Source organism: Thomasclavelia cocleata (assembly GCF_900102365.1).
GTDB classification, from domain to species: Bacteria; Bacillota_I; Bacilli_A; order Erysipelotrichales; family Coprobacillaceae; genus Thomasclavelia; species Thomasclavelia cocleata.
Map to the genome: position 1 here is coordinate 1 of NZ_FOIN01000008.1, position 15741 is coordinate 15741.

At 27.8% G+C, this 15741-nt stretch carries 17 protein-coding genes; 3 read left to right on the forward strand and 14 right to left on the reverse strand.

Going from position 1 to position 15741, the window contains the following annotated elements; translation table 11 throughout:
* Positions 1-307: 307 nt before the first annotated feature.
* The 12 genes from BMW96_RS04885 to pyrF all read right to left on the reverse strand — a co-directional run bounded on the left by BMW96_RS04885 (position 308) and on the right by pyrF (position 11589).
* Positions 308-1138 carry a prephenate dehydrogenase gene (locus tag BMW96_RS04885; protein WP_092353087.1) on the reverse strand — a complete coding sequence of 277 codons (831 nt, stop codon included), beginning with the start codon at positions 1136-1138 and terminating at the stop codon, positions 308-310.
* A 10-nt stretch (positions 1139-1148) separates the two neighbouring features.
* Complete coding sequence (locus BMW96_RS04890; RefSeq protein ID WP_092353090.1) at positions 1149-1529, reverse strand: hypothetical protein; 381 nt, start codon at positions 1527-1529, stop codon at positions 1149-1151.
* A gap of 18 nt (positions 1530-1547) precedes the next feature.
* A complete protein-coding gene (locus BMW96_RS04895; RefSeq protein WP_092353092.1) occupies positions 1548-3008 on the reverse strand; it encodes a nicotinate phosphoribosyltransferase in 1461 nt (486 codons plus the stop codon).
* A gap of 63 nt (positions 3009-3071) precedes the next feature.
* The gene (locus BMW96_RS04900; RefSeq protein ID WP_092353094.1) at positions 3072-3380 is read right to left on the reverse strand and encodes a LysM peptidoglycan-binding domain-containing protein; all 309 of its coding nucleotides are present in this window, start codon (positions 3378-3380) and stop codon (positions 3072-3074) included.
* Between the two features lie 83 nt (positions 3381-3463).
* Positions 3464-4567, reverse strand: a complete 1104-nt coding sequence (locus tag BMW96_RS04905; RefSeq protein ID WP_092353096.1) for a CDP-glycerol glycerophosphotransferase family protein — start codon at positions 4565-4567, stop codon at positions 3464-3466.
* A gap of 8 nt (positions 4568-4575) precedes the next feature.
* Complete coding sequence (locus BMW96_RS04910; RefSeq protein WP_092353098.1) at positions 4576-5754, reverse strand: CDP-glycerol glycerophosphotransferase family protein; 1179 nt, start codon at positions 5752-5754, stop codon at positions 4576-4578.
* Between the two features lie 38 nt (positions 5755-5792).
* Positions 5793-8009, reverse strand: a complete 2217-nt coding sequence (locus BMW96_RS04915; protein ID WP_092353100.1) for a bifunctional glycosyltransferase/CDP-glycerol:glycerophosphate glycerophosphotransferase — start codon at positions 8007-8009, stop codon at positions 5793-5795.
* Positions 8010-8396: a glycerol-3-phosphate cytidylyltransferase gene (gene tagD / locus BMW96_RS04920; RefSeq protein WP_092353102.1), complete on the reverse strand. Its 387-nt coding sequence runs from the start codon at positions 8394-8396 to the stop codon at positions 8010-8012.
* A 9-nt stretch (positions 8397-8405) separates the two neighbouring features.
* Positions 8406-9233, reverse strand: coding sequence for an ABC transporter ATP-binding protein (locus BMW96_RS04925; RefSeq protein ID WP_092353104.1), 828 nt, complete (start codon positions 9231-9233; stop codon positions 8406-8408).
* A 9-nt stretch (positions 9234-9242) separates the two neighbouring features.
* Positions 9243-10064 carry an ABC transporter permease gene (locus BMW96_RS04930; RefSeq protein WP_092353106.1) on the reverse strand — a complete coding sequence of 274 codons (822 nt, stop codon included), beginning with the start codon at positions 10062-10064 and terminating at the stop codon, positions 9243-9245.
* A 173-nt stretch (positions 10065-10237) separates the two neighbouring features.
* Positions 10238-10870 carry an orotate phosphoribosyltransferase gene (gene pyrE / locus BMW96_RS04935; RefSeq protein ID WP_092353108.1) on the reverse strand — a complete coding sequence of 211 codons (633 nt, stop codon included), beginning with the start codon at positions 10868-10870 and terminating at the stop codon, positions 10238-10240.
* A gap of 11 nt (positions 10871-10881) precedes the next feature.
* On the reverse strand, positions 10882-11589 hold the full coding sequence (pyrF, locus tag BMW96_RS04940) for an orotidine-5'-phosphate decarboxylase (RefSeq protein ID WP_092353110.1): 708 nt from the start codon (positions 11587-11589) through the stop codon (positions 10882-10884).
* Between the two features lie 282 nt (positions 11590-11871).
* On the opposite strand from pyrF, the gene BMW96_RS04945 reads away from it, so the two are divergent.
* Positions 11872-12180, forward strand: coding sequence for a hypothetical protein (locus BMW96_RS04945; protein WP_092353112.1), 309 nt, complete (start codon positions 11872-11874; stop codon positions 12178-12180).
* 195 nt (positions 12181-12375) lie between these two features.
* On the opposite strand, the gene rpsD is transcribed toward BMW96_RS04945, so the two are convergent.
* Together rpsD and BMW96_RS04955 are read right to left on the reverse strand one after the other, a co-directional pair.
* On the reverse strand, positions 12376-12981 hold the full coding sequence (gene rpsD, locus BMW96_RS04950) for a 30S ribosomal protein S4 (RefSeq protein WP_092353114.1): 606 nt from the start codon (positions 12979-12981) through the stop codon (positions 12376-12378).
* A 562-nt stretch (positions 12982-13543) separates the two neighbouring features.
* Positions 13544-13888, reverse strand: a complete 345-nt coding sequence (locus tag BMW96_RS04955; RefSeq protein ID WP_092353116.1) for a hypothetical protein — start codon at positions 13886-13888, stop codon at positions 13544-13546.
* Between the two features lie 775 nt (positions 13889-14663).
* Between BMW96_RS04955 and BMW96_RS04960 the strand changes: the two genes are divergently transcribed.
* Both BMW96_RS04960 and BMW96_RS04965 read left to right on the forward strand, forming a co-directional pair.
* Positions 14664-15056: a DUF3783 domain-containing protein gene (locus BMW96_RS04960; RefSeq protein ID WP_092353118.1), complete on the forward strand. Its 393-nt coding sequence runs from the start codon at positions 14664-14666 to the stop codon at positions 15054-15056.
* 79 nt (positions 15057-15135) lie between these two features.
* Positions 15136-15720, forward strand: coding sequence for a rubrerythrin family protein (locus tag BMW96_RS04965; protein WP_092353120.1), 585 nt, complete (start codon positions 15136-15138; stop codon positions 15718-15720).
* The last annotated feature ends 21 nt before the right edge of the window (positions 15721-15741 follow it).

Here is a 15741-nt window from a genome sequence, read left to right on the forward strand (position 1 = left end):
GCATATCATAAGAAGGTTTCTAAACAAAAAAACGGGTAAAAAATCACCCGTTGAGAACCTGATAGCCAAAGAAATACTTCCTGTCCGACCAGGAAGAACAAGCACACGTCATGTTTCTGCCAAAAAAGTCGTATGTTTCAACTATAGGTTTGACTAACACACGACTATTATATACCTTTGGAAAAGCAGTTTCAAGACTGTACTTTTTTGTGTACATAAAATAAAGCCATAAGCATAGATTTTTTATATTCTATACTTATGACTTCTTTCTTATCTTCTTAACTTAATGACATTGGTTTTCAACCTGTTACTTCTCTAAATTTTCTCTTCTTTTTGATGAATTAATAAATAATTTTTTTAATATCTGCTCATCATTTTCAACTAATCCCTGTTTAATTAAATCCAGCTGTAATTCAAAAGCCTCAATAGATTTTAACAAATTTTCACGATTCCTTAAAAATAACTCTGACCACAAAGCTTCATTAATATTAGCAATTCTTGTTAAATCACGATAAGAATCACCAATGTATTTTCCAGTGTCATATTTTTCATTATCACTATTTATCAAAGCTACAGCAATTGCATGAGGAAGCTGTGAAGTAAAAGAAATTATCTCATCATGAGCCTGTGGTGACATAATTTTAACACTTTTAAATCCTAGAGTTCCTACAAATTTCTCCATAAATTCAATACATTCTTTTTTATTGACAGGATGTTCGATTAATATATAATTCGCATTTTTAAATACATCCTTACTAGCATATTCAAAACCTTTTTTCTCTCTTCCAGCCATTGGATGACCACTTACAAACTCAACATCTGGATCAATTATATTCATTGCCTCTTGTAAAAAGTATGATTTAATTCCTACTGCATCAGTTATAATACTTCCTTTTTTAAATTGATTATTTTTAATAAAATCTAAGACCAGTGAAGGATACAAACATATGATCGTTAAATCCGACTTAGATATAATCTCTCTACCATCCTGGTAACCCTTTATAATACAACCTTCATCTTCAGCTCTTTTTAACGTATTTTCATCAATATCAATCCCATATACCTGATGTCCGTGTCCTTTTAAAGCTTTAACAAAGCTTCCACCCACTACCCCAAGACCAACTACTGTTATTATCATAATTGCACCTTTATACTAATAACCCTGCAATGAATGAAGTTATCGCTAATATCACTGCCATAAAACAATACCTAACTAATAACTCAAATAATGAAGGTTTCTCTTTATCAATAAAATAAAACGTTAATACTACTAAAAAACCAGTCAATAAAGCATGTCCAAGAATAAATGATAATTTAGCATTATAAAACTGCATTAAAAAAGGAATAAAAACAATACTTACAAATATAAAATCAATAATCAAATAAATAACTGTTTTAAAATTTATCTTTATCCATTTAAAACTAAAATTCTCCTTAATCATTTCCCCTTTAGTTTTTTCTGGTATTACTTTCTTAGAAAATATAAACTCACTTTTTTGTCTTTCAACTTTACGATCAAATCTTGACATTTTTACATCCTCAACTTACTACTTTCTTTTTTCTTCCAACATCTTAATTTTGTAATCCAATAATTCTTTCGTTAAATCAACATAATAATCATGAGGATATTCTAAACGAAATACTTCATCCCAAATACGATTTTTTTCTTGTTTTGAATATTCACGAATTTCATCAACTGTCAAATCTGGATACACTTTTTTACCATCAATAAAAATTGGTACTTGTAATTCTTCAATAGTATAAGTATTTGCTAAAAGTGTTTTAAATTTCCAAATATTAGATTGATGATAAATAGTTAAATCATGATCACTAGAGACTTTTTCATCATGAAATGCAATTACATCACCAATTGCTTTACCTGTTTCGTTTTCAAAGATACGATAAACTTTTTTATATCCAGGATTAGTTATTTTTTCAGTATTTTCTGATATCTTGATTTTAGGAATAATCTCATTATTTTTTTCAATTGCAACTAGTTTGTATACCCCACCAAAAACTGGAGCATTTTTAGAAACGATTAAATTTTCACCAACACCAAAAGAATCTAGCTTTGCCCCTTGATCTAACAAAGAACGAATCAAATATTCATCTAAAGAATTAGATGCTGTAATCTGAGTATCAAGTAAACCTGCAACATCTAACATGACCCTGGCTCTTTTTGATAAATAAGCGATATCTCCACTATCTAAACGAATTCCTTTTAATTTTTTACCTAATGGTGCTAATATCTCTTGAGCGATTCTAATAGCATTAGGCACACCACTCTTTAAAGTATCATATGTATCAACTAACAAAACACAATCATCAGGATAAGTAAGAGCATAAGCCTTAAACGCTTCATACTCGCTATCAAATGACTGTACAAATGAATGTGCCATTGTTCCTACTACTGGAATATTAAACATCATCCCTGCTGACACAGTAGCAGTTCCTGTAACCCCTCCAATATAAGCTGCTCGTGCTCCATATGTAGCGCTATCATAACCTTGAGCTCTTCTAGCCCCAAACTCCAAAACTGGCCGTCCTTTGGCTTCTTTTACTATTCGATTAGCTTTAGTAGCAATCAATGACTGATGATTTACTGTAACTAATAATAATGTTTCAATTAACTGAGCTTCAATAAACTTCGCTCGTACTGTAATTAAAGGTTCATTAGGAAACACTGGCGTTCCTTCTTTAACTGAATAAATTGAACCAGTAAAATGAAAATCTCTTAAATAATCAAAAAACTCTTCATCAAATTTGTTTAGTGAGCGGAGATATTCAATATCTCCCTCACTAAAATGCAAATGATCAATACATTCAATCAACTGCTGTAATCCTGCAAAAATAGAGTATCCTCCATTATCAGGGTTTTTACGATAATACATGTCAAAATAAACATATTGATCTTTATTCCCTTGCTTAAAATAATTATATGACATTGTTAATTCATATAAGTCCATTACCAATGTTAAATTACGCTTACTTCCTGCATGCAATTTCATATCTTTCTCCTTGTACATATTTAACAATATAATAAACTCTTTCATCTAAAAAATCTAGTTATTTTAAAAATATAGTTCATATGACTGCCGAGGTTGTGGCCGTGGTACTGGCTGTGGTAAAGGGTGTGGTTTTACTGGGGGTATTTTTTCAAATAGTACCGGAATCAATAATTGTTGTCCTGGATAAATCATCATTCGATTATCCAATTCATTCATATTTTTAATATAATCTACTCGTGTATTAAATCTTCTAGCTATTGCATATACGTTATCTCCACGATTTACCGTATATAAGAATATATCTCCAACCTTAGGCGCTACAACTGGCATAGGGCGGCGATCAAATAAATTATCCATGTAATCTTCGTACATGTACATCCCTCCTACTTTAACCTATTCAAGCTGTTATCTTATTTCTAGGCAAATATATTAAAAATAATACAAAAACATCAAGATTATTCTTGATGCTTGTTAAAGCTTTTAATAAATTCAATAACTCTTTTAGTGTTATTACCATCCTGGTATTTAAAAAAAGTTTGTAAAAAACAATTAATATCATAGTTTTTATTTTTTAAAATTGCTTTTGATAATTCTTCTTCATCTAAACATATTGCACCTGGCATAATTTCACGATAATCTACAAAACATCCCAATGTTTCTAAATATTCATTTAAATCAGGAACAAAAAAATATAATGGTTTATTTAAAAAGGCATAATCAAAAATAATGGATGAAAAATCAGACACTAACATATCACTAACAGTAAATAAATCATGAGTCTCCTCATTATTTAAATTTAAAATCCGATCACAATCAACAATTGAATCATTTAATAATAGTGGATGAAATTTATATATTAAAACATAATCTTCACCTAAACTATCAAGCAGTTTTTTCCCATTAAAACCAATCCTTTTAAAACCTTGATAAATATTTCCTCTAAATGTCGGAGCATATAAAATAACTTTTTTATTTTTTAGAACTGGGTATTTATCTTGCAGCCTTGTTTTAGTTTTTATTAAATAATCATGATCAACTAAATGATCTACTCGTGGCATTCCTGTGATAATCACATTATCTTTAGAAACATTAAAAGCCTCTTGATAAGGTTCCTTCCAATAATCACTATTTGCTAGAACATAATCATAATTTTTAATTGGATATTCTCTTTTAATTGCATTACCAAACTTTTTAATTGCTCCAGTTGCATGCCAAACCTGAATTACTTTTACTCCATCACGTTTAAAATTACTAATAACATAGTTATTATCAGTTATTAAAACTATTTTTGAGGTATTAATAATATAGATTTGCTTAATACAATTAAGCATATATAAAAAATTATTAAGTAAACTTTTTTTATTATAATTTATCAATACAGTTTTTAAAGTGTAATTTCCATTCTTATTTAACTCATCATAAATTAATTTCAAATCACTTTCTAATCGATTTGATTCTAAAGAAACAAATGCAACTTGATTACTCTTTATTGAACAGAAACGTACAAAGACATTTACAAATCTTAAAATAAGATTAATGACTATTTTCTTTAATCCCATTATCTCACCTACTTCAATAATATTTCTAAAACTCTCTTACTCGCCCTACCATCTTCATGATTATTAAAACGAAGATTAAATAATTCTAATTTATCATAATCAAAATTATTTTGTTTAATTTCTTCAAGCAATAAGTTTTCATCTTCAATTATTTGTCCTGGTAAATCTTTATATACATCCAAATAAAAACCTCTTAGTTCATCACGATAACTTTCTAGATCATACATATAAAAATATATTGGTCTTTTTAATATTGCATAGTCAAAAAACACACTAGAATAATCAGTTATCAAAATATCCCCAATTAAATATAGTCTGCTGATATCTTCTTTAGGATCAATAAAATATACAAAATCCTTTACACTTTCTAAATCAAAATCATTAATTATTAAATAATGCGGTTTAAAAAGCACAATATATTCATCACCTAGCTCATTTTGCCATTTTTTAAAATCAACTTCTAATTTAAATGTATAACCCTTCAAATTAAATGAATTATCACGCCAGGTTGGAGCATATAAAATAATTTTTTTATCTTTAGGTAATTTAAGTTCTGCTTTGATTCTATCAATATCTTCATCTTGATAATTAGATAAAATATCATTACGTGGATATCCAGTTTCAATCAAACGCTCTTTATTAATAGCAAAAGCACTTTGAAACACTTCAGTTGTAAAACTACTTGGTGAAATCATATAATTATATTTACTAACATCATTATCATAGGTTGAACGCATTTCTTCAATTGACATTCCACTACGATAAAAAGTAGTTCCATCAGGTACTTCAATATCATGAGCTAATTTTTTTAATGGTGTTCCATGCCATGTTTGCAGATAAACTTGAGTTGGTTTTTTTAAAACATATTTAGGTAATTTACAGTTAGAAATCCAATACTTGGATCTAGCTAAATAAAAAAAATAAGGAATACTAAAATACTCAATAATCTTAGCATTATCGATCTTTAAATTTTTCTGTTTATGATTCTTAATTGCATAAATACAACGATAATTATGATATCTAGAGTGCGTTGTTATATACTGGTGTAATGCCATAGGATTATCAGAATAACCTCGACCATGAAAAGAAATAAATAAGATTGTTTCTTTTTGACAAGGAATAAAACGATATACTAAACGATATAGAAATCTAATTAGTTTTCCTAAAAACTTTTTAATCAATTTCACTGTTTAACCCCCTTATAAAAATAAAGGGATGAATCCCCTTATTTAAACACTTTTTCAATAACACGTTTTGAAGCATTACCATCTTCCCATGAACAAAATCTTTGATAAAATTGTTCATAACGTTCATGGTATTGCTCATTTAATAAATCAAGATTTTTAATCTTATCAATAACTTCTTCAGTCGTATAAACCAAAGGTCCTGGTAGTTCCGTTTCCATGTCAATATAAAAACCTCTTAGAACATCTCGGTATTTATCAAGATCATAGGTATAAAATAACATTGGTCTTTTTAGATTCGCAAAATCAAAGAAAACACTTGAATAATCAGTAATACAAATATCACTAATTAAATATATTTCAGTAATATCATCATATTTACTTAAATTATATGCAAAATCTTCTAATCCCGTAACATCCAATGCATCTGCAATATAGTGATGTGTTCTTAATAAAACAATATACTCTTCACCTAGTTCTCTTTTTAAAAGTTCAAGATCTAATTTTAATTTAAATTTATATTTACCATTACCATAATACTCATCATCACGCCAGGTTGGTGCATATAAAATTGTTTTTTTATCTAATGGAATATTTAATTTTTGCTTCAATTTAATTGCAATTTCATCACGATTAGAAGCAGATAATAAATCATTTCGTGGATACCCTGTTTCTAACATATTTCCATCATACATAAAACAACTTTTAAAAATATCACTTGAAAACTTATTAGGTGCAATCAAGTAATCCCATTCTTGCTTTTGACGATAAAACTGGGCTTTATATGTTGGTGAAGCAGCTGTAACTTCTTCTTGATCAAATGCTAAGCGCTTTAATGGTGTTCCATGCCATGTTTCTAGAAAAATCTGTCCTTCACGTTTTCTAAACCATAACGGCTGACGAACATTGAAAACAAAATATTTTGATCTAGCTAAATAATAAGCATACTTACGAGTAAATCTTTTAACAACGATTCCACCATATGGCAATTTTTCTTTCGGGTCATTTAAAACCCATATAAACTGATATTTATCAGGATAATTTTTAGCTAAATATTCATAAATATACTTTGGTGAATCAGCATAACTTTTACCCATAAAAGTTTCAAACATGATCGTATTTTCTTTAATAGGCTCATTTATATATCTATGACGATATAAATATTTATTCATCTCGTTTTTATTCTTTAAAATCTTTTTTAATTTTATTTTTGCTAAATGTCGACTAACAGTTTTTTTAGCTAATTCGATATCATTATTAATTGCTGCTTTAATTAACTTGCATCTATAACGTGAACTTTTATTTAATAATTCAGGTCGAATATTTTGAAGTACATTAGACATTACTTTAAAACGTTCTTCACGCCAAATATCATCCTTACTGCGACGAAGTTTTTTAACAAAAAATTTAGTATAATAAGAAACAATCTTAGCATCCAAATAGTAACGGATATAACTATCTGGTGCTACTAACATTGTACAATAATTATGCGCCTTAATAAATTCGTTAAATTTATTATCAGGATCTTTTATTTGTGACAAAGCAGGACTATTGATTGGATCATTGTGTTTCCTTTTTACAAAAACAGCTTCATCTATACGATCAAAACTCTTTGCATAATTTAATAATTGAACTACAAATGGTGCATCAGTATAATAAAAGAATTCTTCATTAAATCTAATCTCATGTTCTTTTATCAGCTTACTTCTAATTAAAATGTTTAAAACTGAAATATTTCTAAGTGCATGACGAGTTCTAATTAATATATCAGTTTTATATTCATCAAAATTGTTTTCATCATAAATTTTATTGATAAACTTATTATCACGATCATGATCTTTGTCCTTTAAATTTAATTCATCATTTTTTTCATCACCCATAGTTTCAAATACTTTCTTTTTAAACCATGTGAATTTCCGTATCCCTGTAACTAAATCTAAATTTTCCTGGTCTGCTTTTTCAATTAATAAAAGCAAAGTATGATTCATTAAATAATCATCACAATCAATAAAATATATATATTCACCTCTTGCATTATTAATTCCAATATTTCTCTTTTTAGCAACATTAGAATTTAATCCTGCTGAAATTACTTTCATATTTATATCATATGCTTTTAAATCTTCATCAAGATCATTTTCATCATTAACGATCAATAAAGTTTCATAGTCCGTTATTTGCTGCTGACTAATACTTTCCAAACAGTCATGTAAATAATTTTTATAGCGATCATAAGGGATTATTATACTAAGTTTCATTTAATTATGTAAATCGTCTTTAATTTTTGTAGTTGAAATACCCTCTGTGCGTGGTAAATACACTACTTCACAATAATCTTTTAGAAAATCAAATTTACCTTCCCAATCATCGCCCATAACAAAAACATCAATATCATGCTCTTTTACATCTTTAATCTTTTGATCCCATGACTCTTCAAAAATTACTTCATCAACATATTTAATAGCTTCAAGAATCATTTTACGATCTTGATCACTATGATACGCTTTTTTACCTTTTTGAGCATTAAAGGCATCACTACTAACCGCAACAATTAAATAGTCACCCAATGCTTTTGCTCTTTTAATAATATTCAAATGACCTACATGAAATAAGTCAAATGTTCCATATGTAATAACCTTCTTCATTAATTTCACCTATCCTTTTATGCGATCTATTACTTTTTCCCAAAAACCAATTTGAGGATTTTGAACAATTCTTTTTTCAAACTTCCGTTCCCTAATCTTCGTCTTCTCTTTACCTGAAAGACTATTATAGTAATCTACATATTCACCATAATGATCACATACCTCATTAACATCCCCATATTCTTTTAACATCCCACCTTCAATCCACATTGCAGTCTGACAAAATTTACGCACTTGTGGTAATGAATGTGAAATAAAAATAATTGTTTTGCCTTCATCTTTCAATTCATTCATCTTATTAAGACATTTTTGAGCAAAACCTTTATCCCCTACTGATAAAGCCTCATCAACAATAATAATATCTGGATTTAAATAAAGAGAAATAGAAAAACCTAAACGCGACTTCATCCCACTAGAATACTTTTTAACTGGCTGATATAAAAAGTCTCCTAGTTCAGCAAACTCAATTACCCCATCAACAATTTCCTGAATTCGCTTTTTTGATAAACCCAACAAAGCACCTTTAACATTAATATTTTCTAAACCTGTTAATTGTTTATTTAATCCTGTATTAATAGCTACTAATGACTGTTCTCCATTAACAAACATAGTTCCTTCATCTATCTCACTAATCCCTGCTAAAATAAGTGATAAAGTAGACTTTCCTGAACCATTAGTACCTAATATTCCAACAACCTCACCCTTAGGAATTTCAAAACTAATATCTTTTAAAGCATAAAACCTTTTTGTTACACTACTTTTATTTTTACCATCATTTTTCTTTTTTAGTTTATATATTTTTGAAACATTTTCAAATTTAATAGCATAATTTTCCATCTTTACCACCTAGATCATATCAATAAATTTATGTTTAAATTTATACATCATATAACATCCAACAACAAACAACACTCCTGTTATTCCCCAAAATGCTAACATTTGTTTCCAATAATGCATAAATCCATAATGATATAAAAAGCAGTCACGATATCCACAAACAATATAATAAATAGGATTAACTTTCATAATAAAACGAATAAAAGTAAAAAATGCCCCATCTTTAGCTAGCGTTGAAATCGGCCATAAAATTGGTGTTAAATACAAAATCAATCGCATACATGCTAAAATCAACTTCCGAGTATCTCGAGCAATCATATTTAATACTGATGTTATCATCGCTAAACTTACTGCAAAACAACAGGCAGCAAAACAATAATAAATTATTCCCAGCCACTCAATTGCAGGATAAACACCTTGAGTACAATAAAAAATAATCATCAACAATAAAATACAAACATGATTAAACAACTCTTTTAAAACTACAGTAGCCGGCAAGACACTAACAGGAAATTTCATTTTTGTAATTACACTAGTTTTCGAAAAAATAGCATTAGCCCCTTGTGTAATACATGGATTAATAAAAAACCAAACAACCATCCCTGCTAACATCCATTGAATAAATGGTATTCCATTAACTGCTTTACGATCCATAACAACCCCAAAAACAAAATAATATGTCAAAATTTGAATTGCTGGATTAGCAAAATTCCAAAAGATTCCTAATCGTGAATCACGCATATCAGATAATAATTCATATTTAGAAATTGAATATATTCTAAACAGATTAGAAAAATTTTCTTTTAGAACATATTTAATACTTTTTAGCATTTTCTACCTCCAAAGCTACTTTTATTTACAACAATAGCATTATAATTATACCACAATCATATTGCAATTAAAATATCTATATTTTTTATCAATTATCTCTAATTTATGTCTTATTCTCAATATTTTTAATAATTTTGGCTTAAAAAAGAGCTGATTAATCAGCTCAATATCTATTACTTAGTCATCCAAGATTCATCACTTGGATCTTTTTTCCAAGCTTTTAATTTTTCCATATCCTCTTCTTTGATATAATTATTTTCTTTAGCCACTTGAATTAAAGTATCATAATCAGTTAAAGTCGCAAACTTACAATCAGCCCCTTCAAAATTAACAGTTGCTTTAGGTAGACCATATGTAAAGATAGCAATTAATCCAATTACTTCACAACCAGCTTCCCTTAAAGCTTCAACACATTCTAAAGAACTTCCTCCTGTTGAAATCAAATCCTCTACTACTACCACTTTCATTCCTGGCTCTACTTTACCCTCAATTCGGTTATTACGACCATGACTTTTAGCACCGCCACGAACATATCCCATTGGTAACTCTAAAATATCTGCAACTAAAGCAGCATGAGCTATCCCTGCTGTTGCTGTTCCCATTAAACAGTCAGCTTCTGGAAAACTTTCTTTAACCAACTTAGCTAAACCAGTTTCAACATCTTTACGAACATTTGGATATGATAGTGTTAAACGATTATCACAATAGATTGGTGATTTAATTCCACTTGCCCATGTAAATGGTTCATTTGGTCTTAAAAAAACAGCTTGAATATCTAATAAATCTTTTGCAATTAATTCTTTCATCATCTTTCTCCTTATCCTTGAAAATCTTGATATACCTTTTTATATGTTGTATATGGATCATTTGAACCAGTAATTGTTCTTCCTACAACGATATAACTTGATGTTAGTTCTCGAGCCATCGCTGGAGTAGTAACTCGTTTTTGATCATTTACATTATCATCTGCCAAACGTATTCCAGGTGTTACAGTCAAGAAGTCTTGTCCTAAATTATCATGAATAATTTTTGATTCAAGTGGAGAACATACAACCCCATCTAATCCAGCATCTTTAGCATTACTTGCCCATTTTAAAACAACTTCTTCTAATGGTTCATGAATCAATAATTCATCATCTAAAATCACTTGATCAAGTGAAGTTAAACATGTTACAGCAATACATAAAGGTCTTTTATCTCCAATTTTTCCCTCTTCTAATCCTTCAAGAGCAGCTTTCATCATCGCTTTACTACCAGAGGCATGAACATTGATCATATCAACATCTAATTTTGCTAACTGTTTCATTGCACTCTTTACTGTATTAGGAATATCATGTAATTTTAAATCCAAGAAAATATTATGACCCATTTCTTTGATCATTTTAACTATTTCAATTCCTTCACCATAAAATAGTTCCATTCCAACTTTAACATATAATTTTTCATCATTAAATTTTTCTAAAAATTCTTTTACCTCTACTTTACTTTTAAAATCTAAAGCAATACAAATTCTACTATCTGTCATACTTACCTCCATATTGTCTTAATTATATCAAATAATTATTTATAGTCCATGATATTTTAATCAAACTCTTAAAAAAATATAGATTTCTTATGATAATAATTCGGTTTTATCTTACTCGCTTTGTATTACCTGAGATCCTCATCTAATATTTTATACTAAACAACTATGCATCTTGACATCTATACACTATCTTGCTACCTTAATATTGAAGAACTCTTTATTTTATCAATCATCATTTAAATATAAAATATCAAATTTTAATCCATAGGACGGTAACTATTAATGAAAATATCAAAAGGAGCCATTATTACAATAATTTTTGCACTATCAATACTATTAATTATAGTTAGCGCCATCAAAGAAGGAGAACCAACTTCTTATCCTAAACTTCATTCATACCTCAATAATGCTTTTAACGAAAACGAATATGGTGTTAGTATTTACACTGAAGAGGGTGAAAATGTTACAGATTCATTTCTTGAAGAAAATAGAGAGCTTTATGAAAAAGGAGATATGGATGAAATTGTTGATAAATTTGTGGATTCCAACTATATTTTGGGGATGAAAAATTTTTCTCCTGATGACGAATAATTATTTTGGCACAATTAATCTAGCAAAGCACACCAATATATATTAACTAATAAATTTTTAGCAGGAATTTAGCAGTCAAACAAATACATAACTATGACACACCTATTGCATAGTTAGTGTTTTTTTATGAAACAAAGAAAAAAGGTATACCATAGCTGCAATATAGTTATGATATACCTAAATTTAATTAATTTACTAACCCATACGGTTATAATATTCAACGATTAATGATTCATTAATTTCTTGATTTAATTCAGATCTTTCTGGTAAACGAGTAAATTTTCCAGTTAATTTAGTATCATCAACTTCTACGAATGCAGGAGTATGTACTCTATTTTCTAAAGAAGATTTGATAATTGCTAAATTTTTAGATTTTTCTTTAACTTCAATAACATCCCCAACTTTAACACGGAATGATGGGATATCAGTCTTAACACCATTTACTAAGAAATGACCATGGTTTACTAATTGTCTTGCAGCTCTTCTTGTAGGTGCAAATCCTAATCTATAAACTACATTGTCTAATCTTTGTTCTAATAAGCAGAAAAAGTTATAACCATGAATCCCACTCATTTTACCTGCTTGTTTGAATGTGTTGTGGAATTGTTTTTCATTAACTCCATACATATGTCTTACTTTTTGCTTTTCAGCTAATTGTAATCCATATTCTGTTTGTTTTTTTCTTTTTTGACCATGTTGACCAGGAGCATATGCTCTTCTGTTTAATTCTTTACCGTTTTCTAGAATTGAGAATCCTAAACGACGAGAAAGTTTCCATTGTGGTCCAGTATAACGTGACATTTGTTTTTCCTCCATTTATTGTTTTATTTGCATAAAACAATAACATTGCATAGATTATTTGAATTGTGTTTATATTAAGTATTTCACTTTGCAGCCAGCTACTCTACAAACATAAGTTATAAACGCTCGTTTCAAAACTCTATGTGCTGCTATCATTCATTGCCTATTAAATATACACTTTTTTTTCCTTTACGTCAATATTTTTATTATTTGAATTTCATTTTTTCATCCAAGTATATGTAAACAATTAAAATTTTCTATATATAAAAACTGATCTTTTGTAAGACACTTTAAAAAAATTAAATTTCACTATTTAAAAGTTTAGTACTAACTATAAATATAATGATTTATCAAGATCTAGAAATCTATTTCATACTATTTAAATAACAACATGCCAATAAAACTTAAAAAATAAGTATGAATTTTTAAAATTTCACACTTATTACTAATATCTGGTTCATCTTATATAAATCAAATAATTCATAATCTGACTAAATAATGACTATTTTTATAAAATATAAGAACCAATTCAAATAAAATATATTTGGTCTATTATATTATCTTATGGATAGATAACTTTTGAATTTGAACCATCAATTATTTCAATTGCTTTAATATCTTCAGGTTTTTCATCAATTATTATTTTTTGCGGCCAACTTTTACCTAAAACTGAAGAAACTTTAATTTTAATAGAAATAATCCCATCTTCGTTTGAAATTGAGTGTGAATAATATTTCTGTGCACTATCAATACAATCACAAGTTATTTCAATATTATCATTATTTTCTTTGATAGTAGCAACTATTGAATCTACTTCATTATGAACTAGAAAAATAAAAAATAGTATCACGATAATTATTATAATTGCAATACCGCCAAAAATTAATTTAAATACTTTATTTTTCATAATTTTCTCCATTCTCCACACTTCGCTATGTGACACAAATATTTCTTGAAAGATAGTAGATTTTATCCAATATTTCCCTTTACATCATTGTTGTAATATAAAAGCATTTTACTCCAAAATATGTAAGAGTGAGTTAATAGTTTTTATCCTTTTGACTTAAGCATCTTCTATATAATTATAAATTATTGTCATTCTTTCAAGCACAAATAATTGAAACTTTTAGTTTAAACTGCTGTCATTGATATATAATCAATTTGCTCATCTTTAATTCTAACATCAATCGTCCCTATGTCAAACAAATGTCACAAAAAAGAACTATTATGATAAACAGCTCTTATATTACTATTATTAGGTATTTTACTTTTTAAAATTTGTGAATATCTTTTTTCTTCTTATACTGTGGATAGTAACTTTAAGTATTATATTCTACTCTTATTTCTATTTATATTGTCATCTTTATTAATAATTAATACAACATCAAATATCAAAAATAACTGCCAAATCACACGAATTATTTCAATTAAATTACTTTTCATTTATGCGTATGCGGATATTCTATGAAAATATTGTTATAAAATTATAATTTATAACAATAATATTAGTATTCACACTTAAACATAAATTATATTATACATTTAATTTACTGATAAAAATGTTATTAATTTTTTAGAAACTGTAAGCAGTAGCATAATAATACCTAGATTATTTAATTAGCAAGTTAGTTGATTGGCAAAAGTAAATATGATAATCTATTAATGGAAAGTGAGGCAAATTTATGCAAGAAACTGTATTGTTGTATAATATTGATAAAAGTGAAGCTGGTAAAGCAATTATTTCTATTTTAGAAAAATTAAATGTTAAAATAATCATTGTTAAATCAAGTGATTTAATGAATCCGATTGGTTATATTTTAGGTGAAAAAGGATTTGAAAGAGGAACTGAAGCTTTAACTACAATTCCTAATGATGATATGTTAGTAATGGCAGGATTTGAAGATAAACAAATTGATATTTTATTACAAATATTTAAAGAAGCTAATATTCCCTTTATTCCTCTAAAAGCAATAGTAACTCAAACTAATGTAAATTGGACTTTTATGCAATTATTAAATAATGTTAAGAATGAATATTTTGAATTAACTGGTATGAATAAAGATAAAATAAACTAATAACAAAAGAATTAAAATATTAGAAGATTGAGTTTAATCTTCTTTTATTTTGTTAAAAATAAGGCTGGAGGTAATTTATATGGATGCAAAAACAAAAACAAATTTACTTCGAGCTTTTGCTGGTGAGTGCCAAGCTCGAATGCGTTATGAAATGGCTGCTAAAGTAGCAGGAAATAGTGGTCTAGCAATTCTTCAAGATATGCTATATTTTACTGCTAATCAAGAAAAGGAACATGCTATAATTTTCTATAATTATTTAAAAGATGTATTTAAAGATGAAAACGTTTCAATGATGGCAAATTATCCTGTTGATTTACAACAAGATTTAAGTTCATTATTAGAAGCTGCTTCAAAACACGAATATGATGAAGCTACTTCAATTTATAAACAATTTGGTGAAGAAGCTAAAGAAGAGGGTTATATTGAAATAGCAACCTCATTTTTCATGATTAGTGAAATAGAACATTATCATCATGAACGGTTTAAAAAATATCACGATTTATTAACTAGTGGTAAATTATTTAAAGAAAATAGTAGTATTAAATGGATGTGTTTAAATTGTGGATTTATTTATGAAGGCAATGAAGCAGTTTCTGTGTGTCCAGTTTGTAAACATCCACAAGGATATGCACTTCGTTTAGATGAAACTCAATTCCATCTTTAGGCAATAGTTAAAACTATTGCT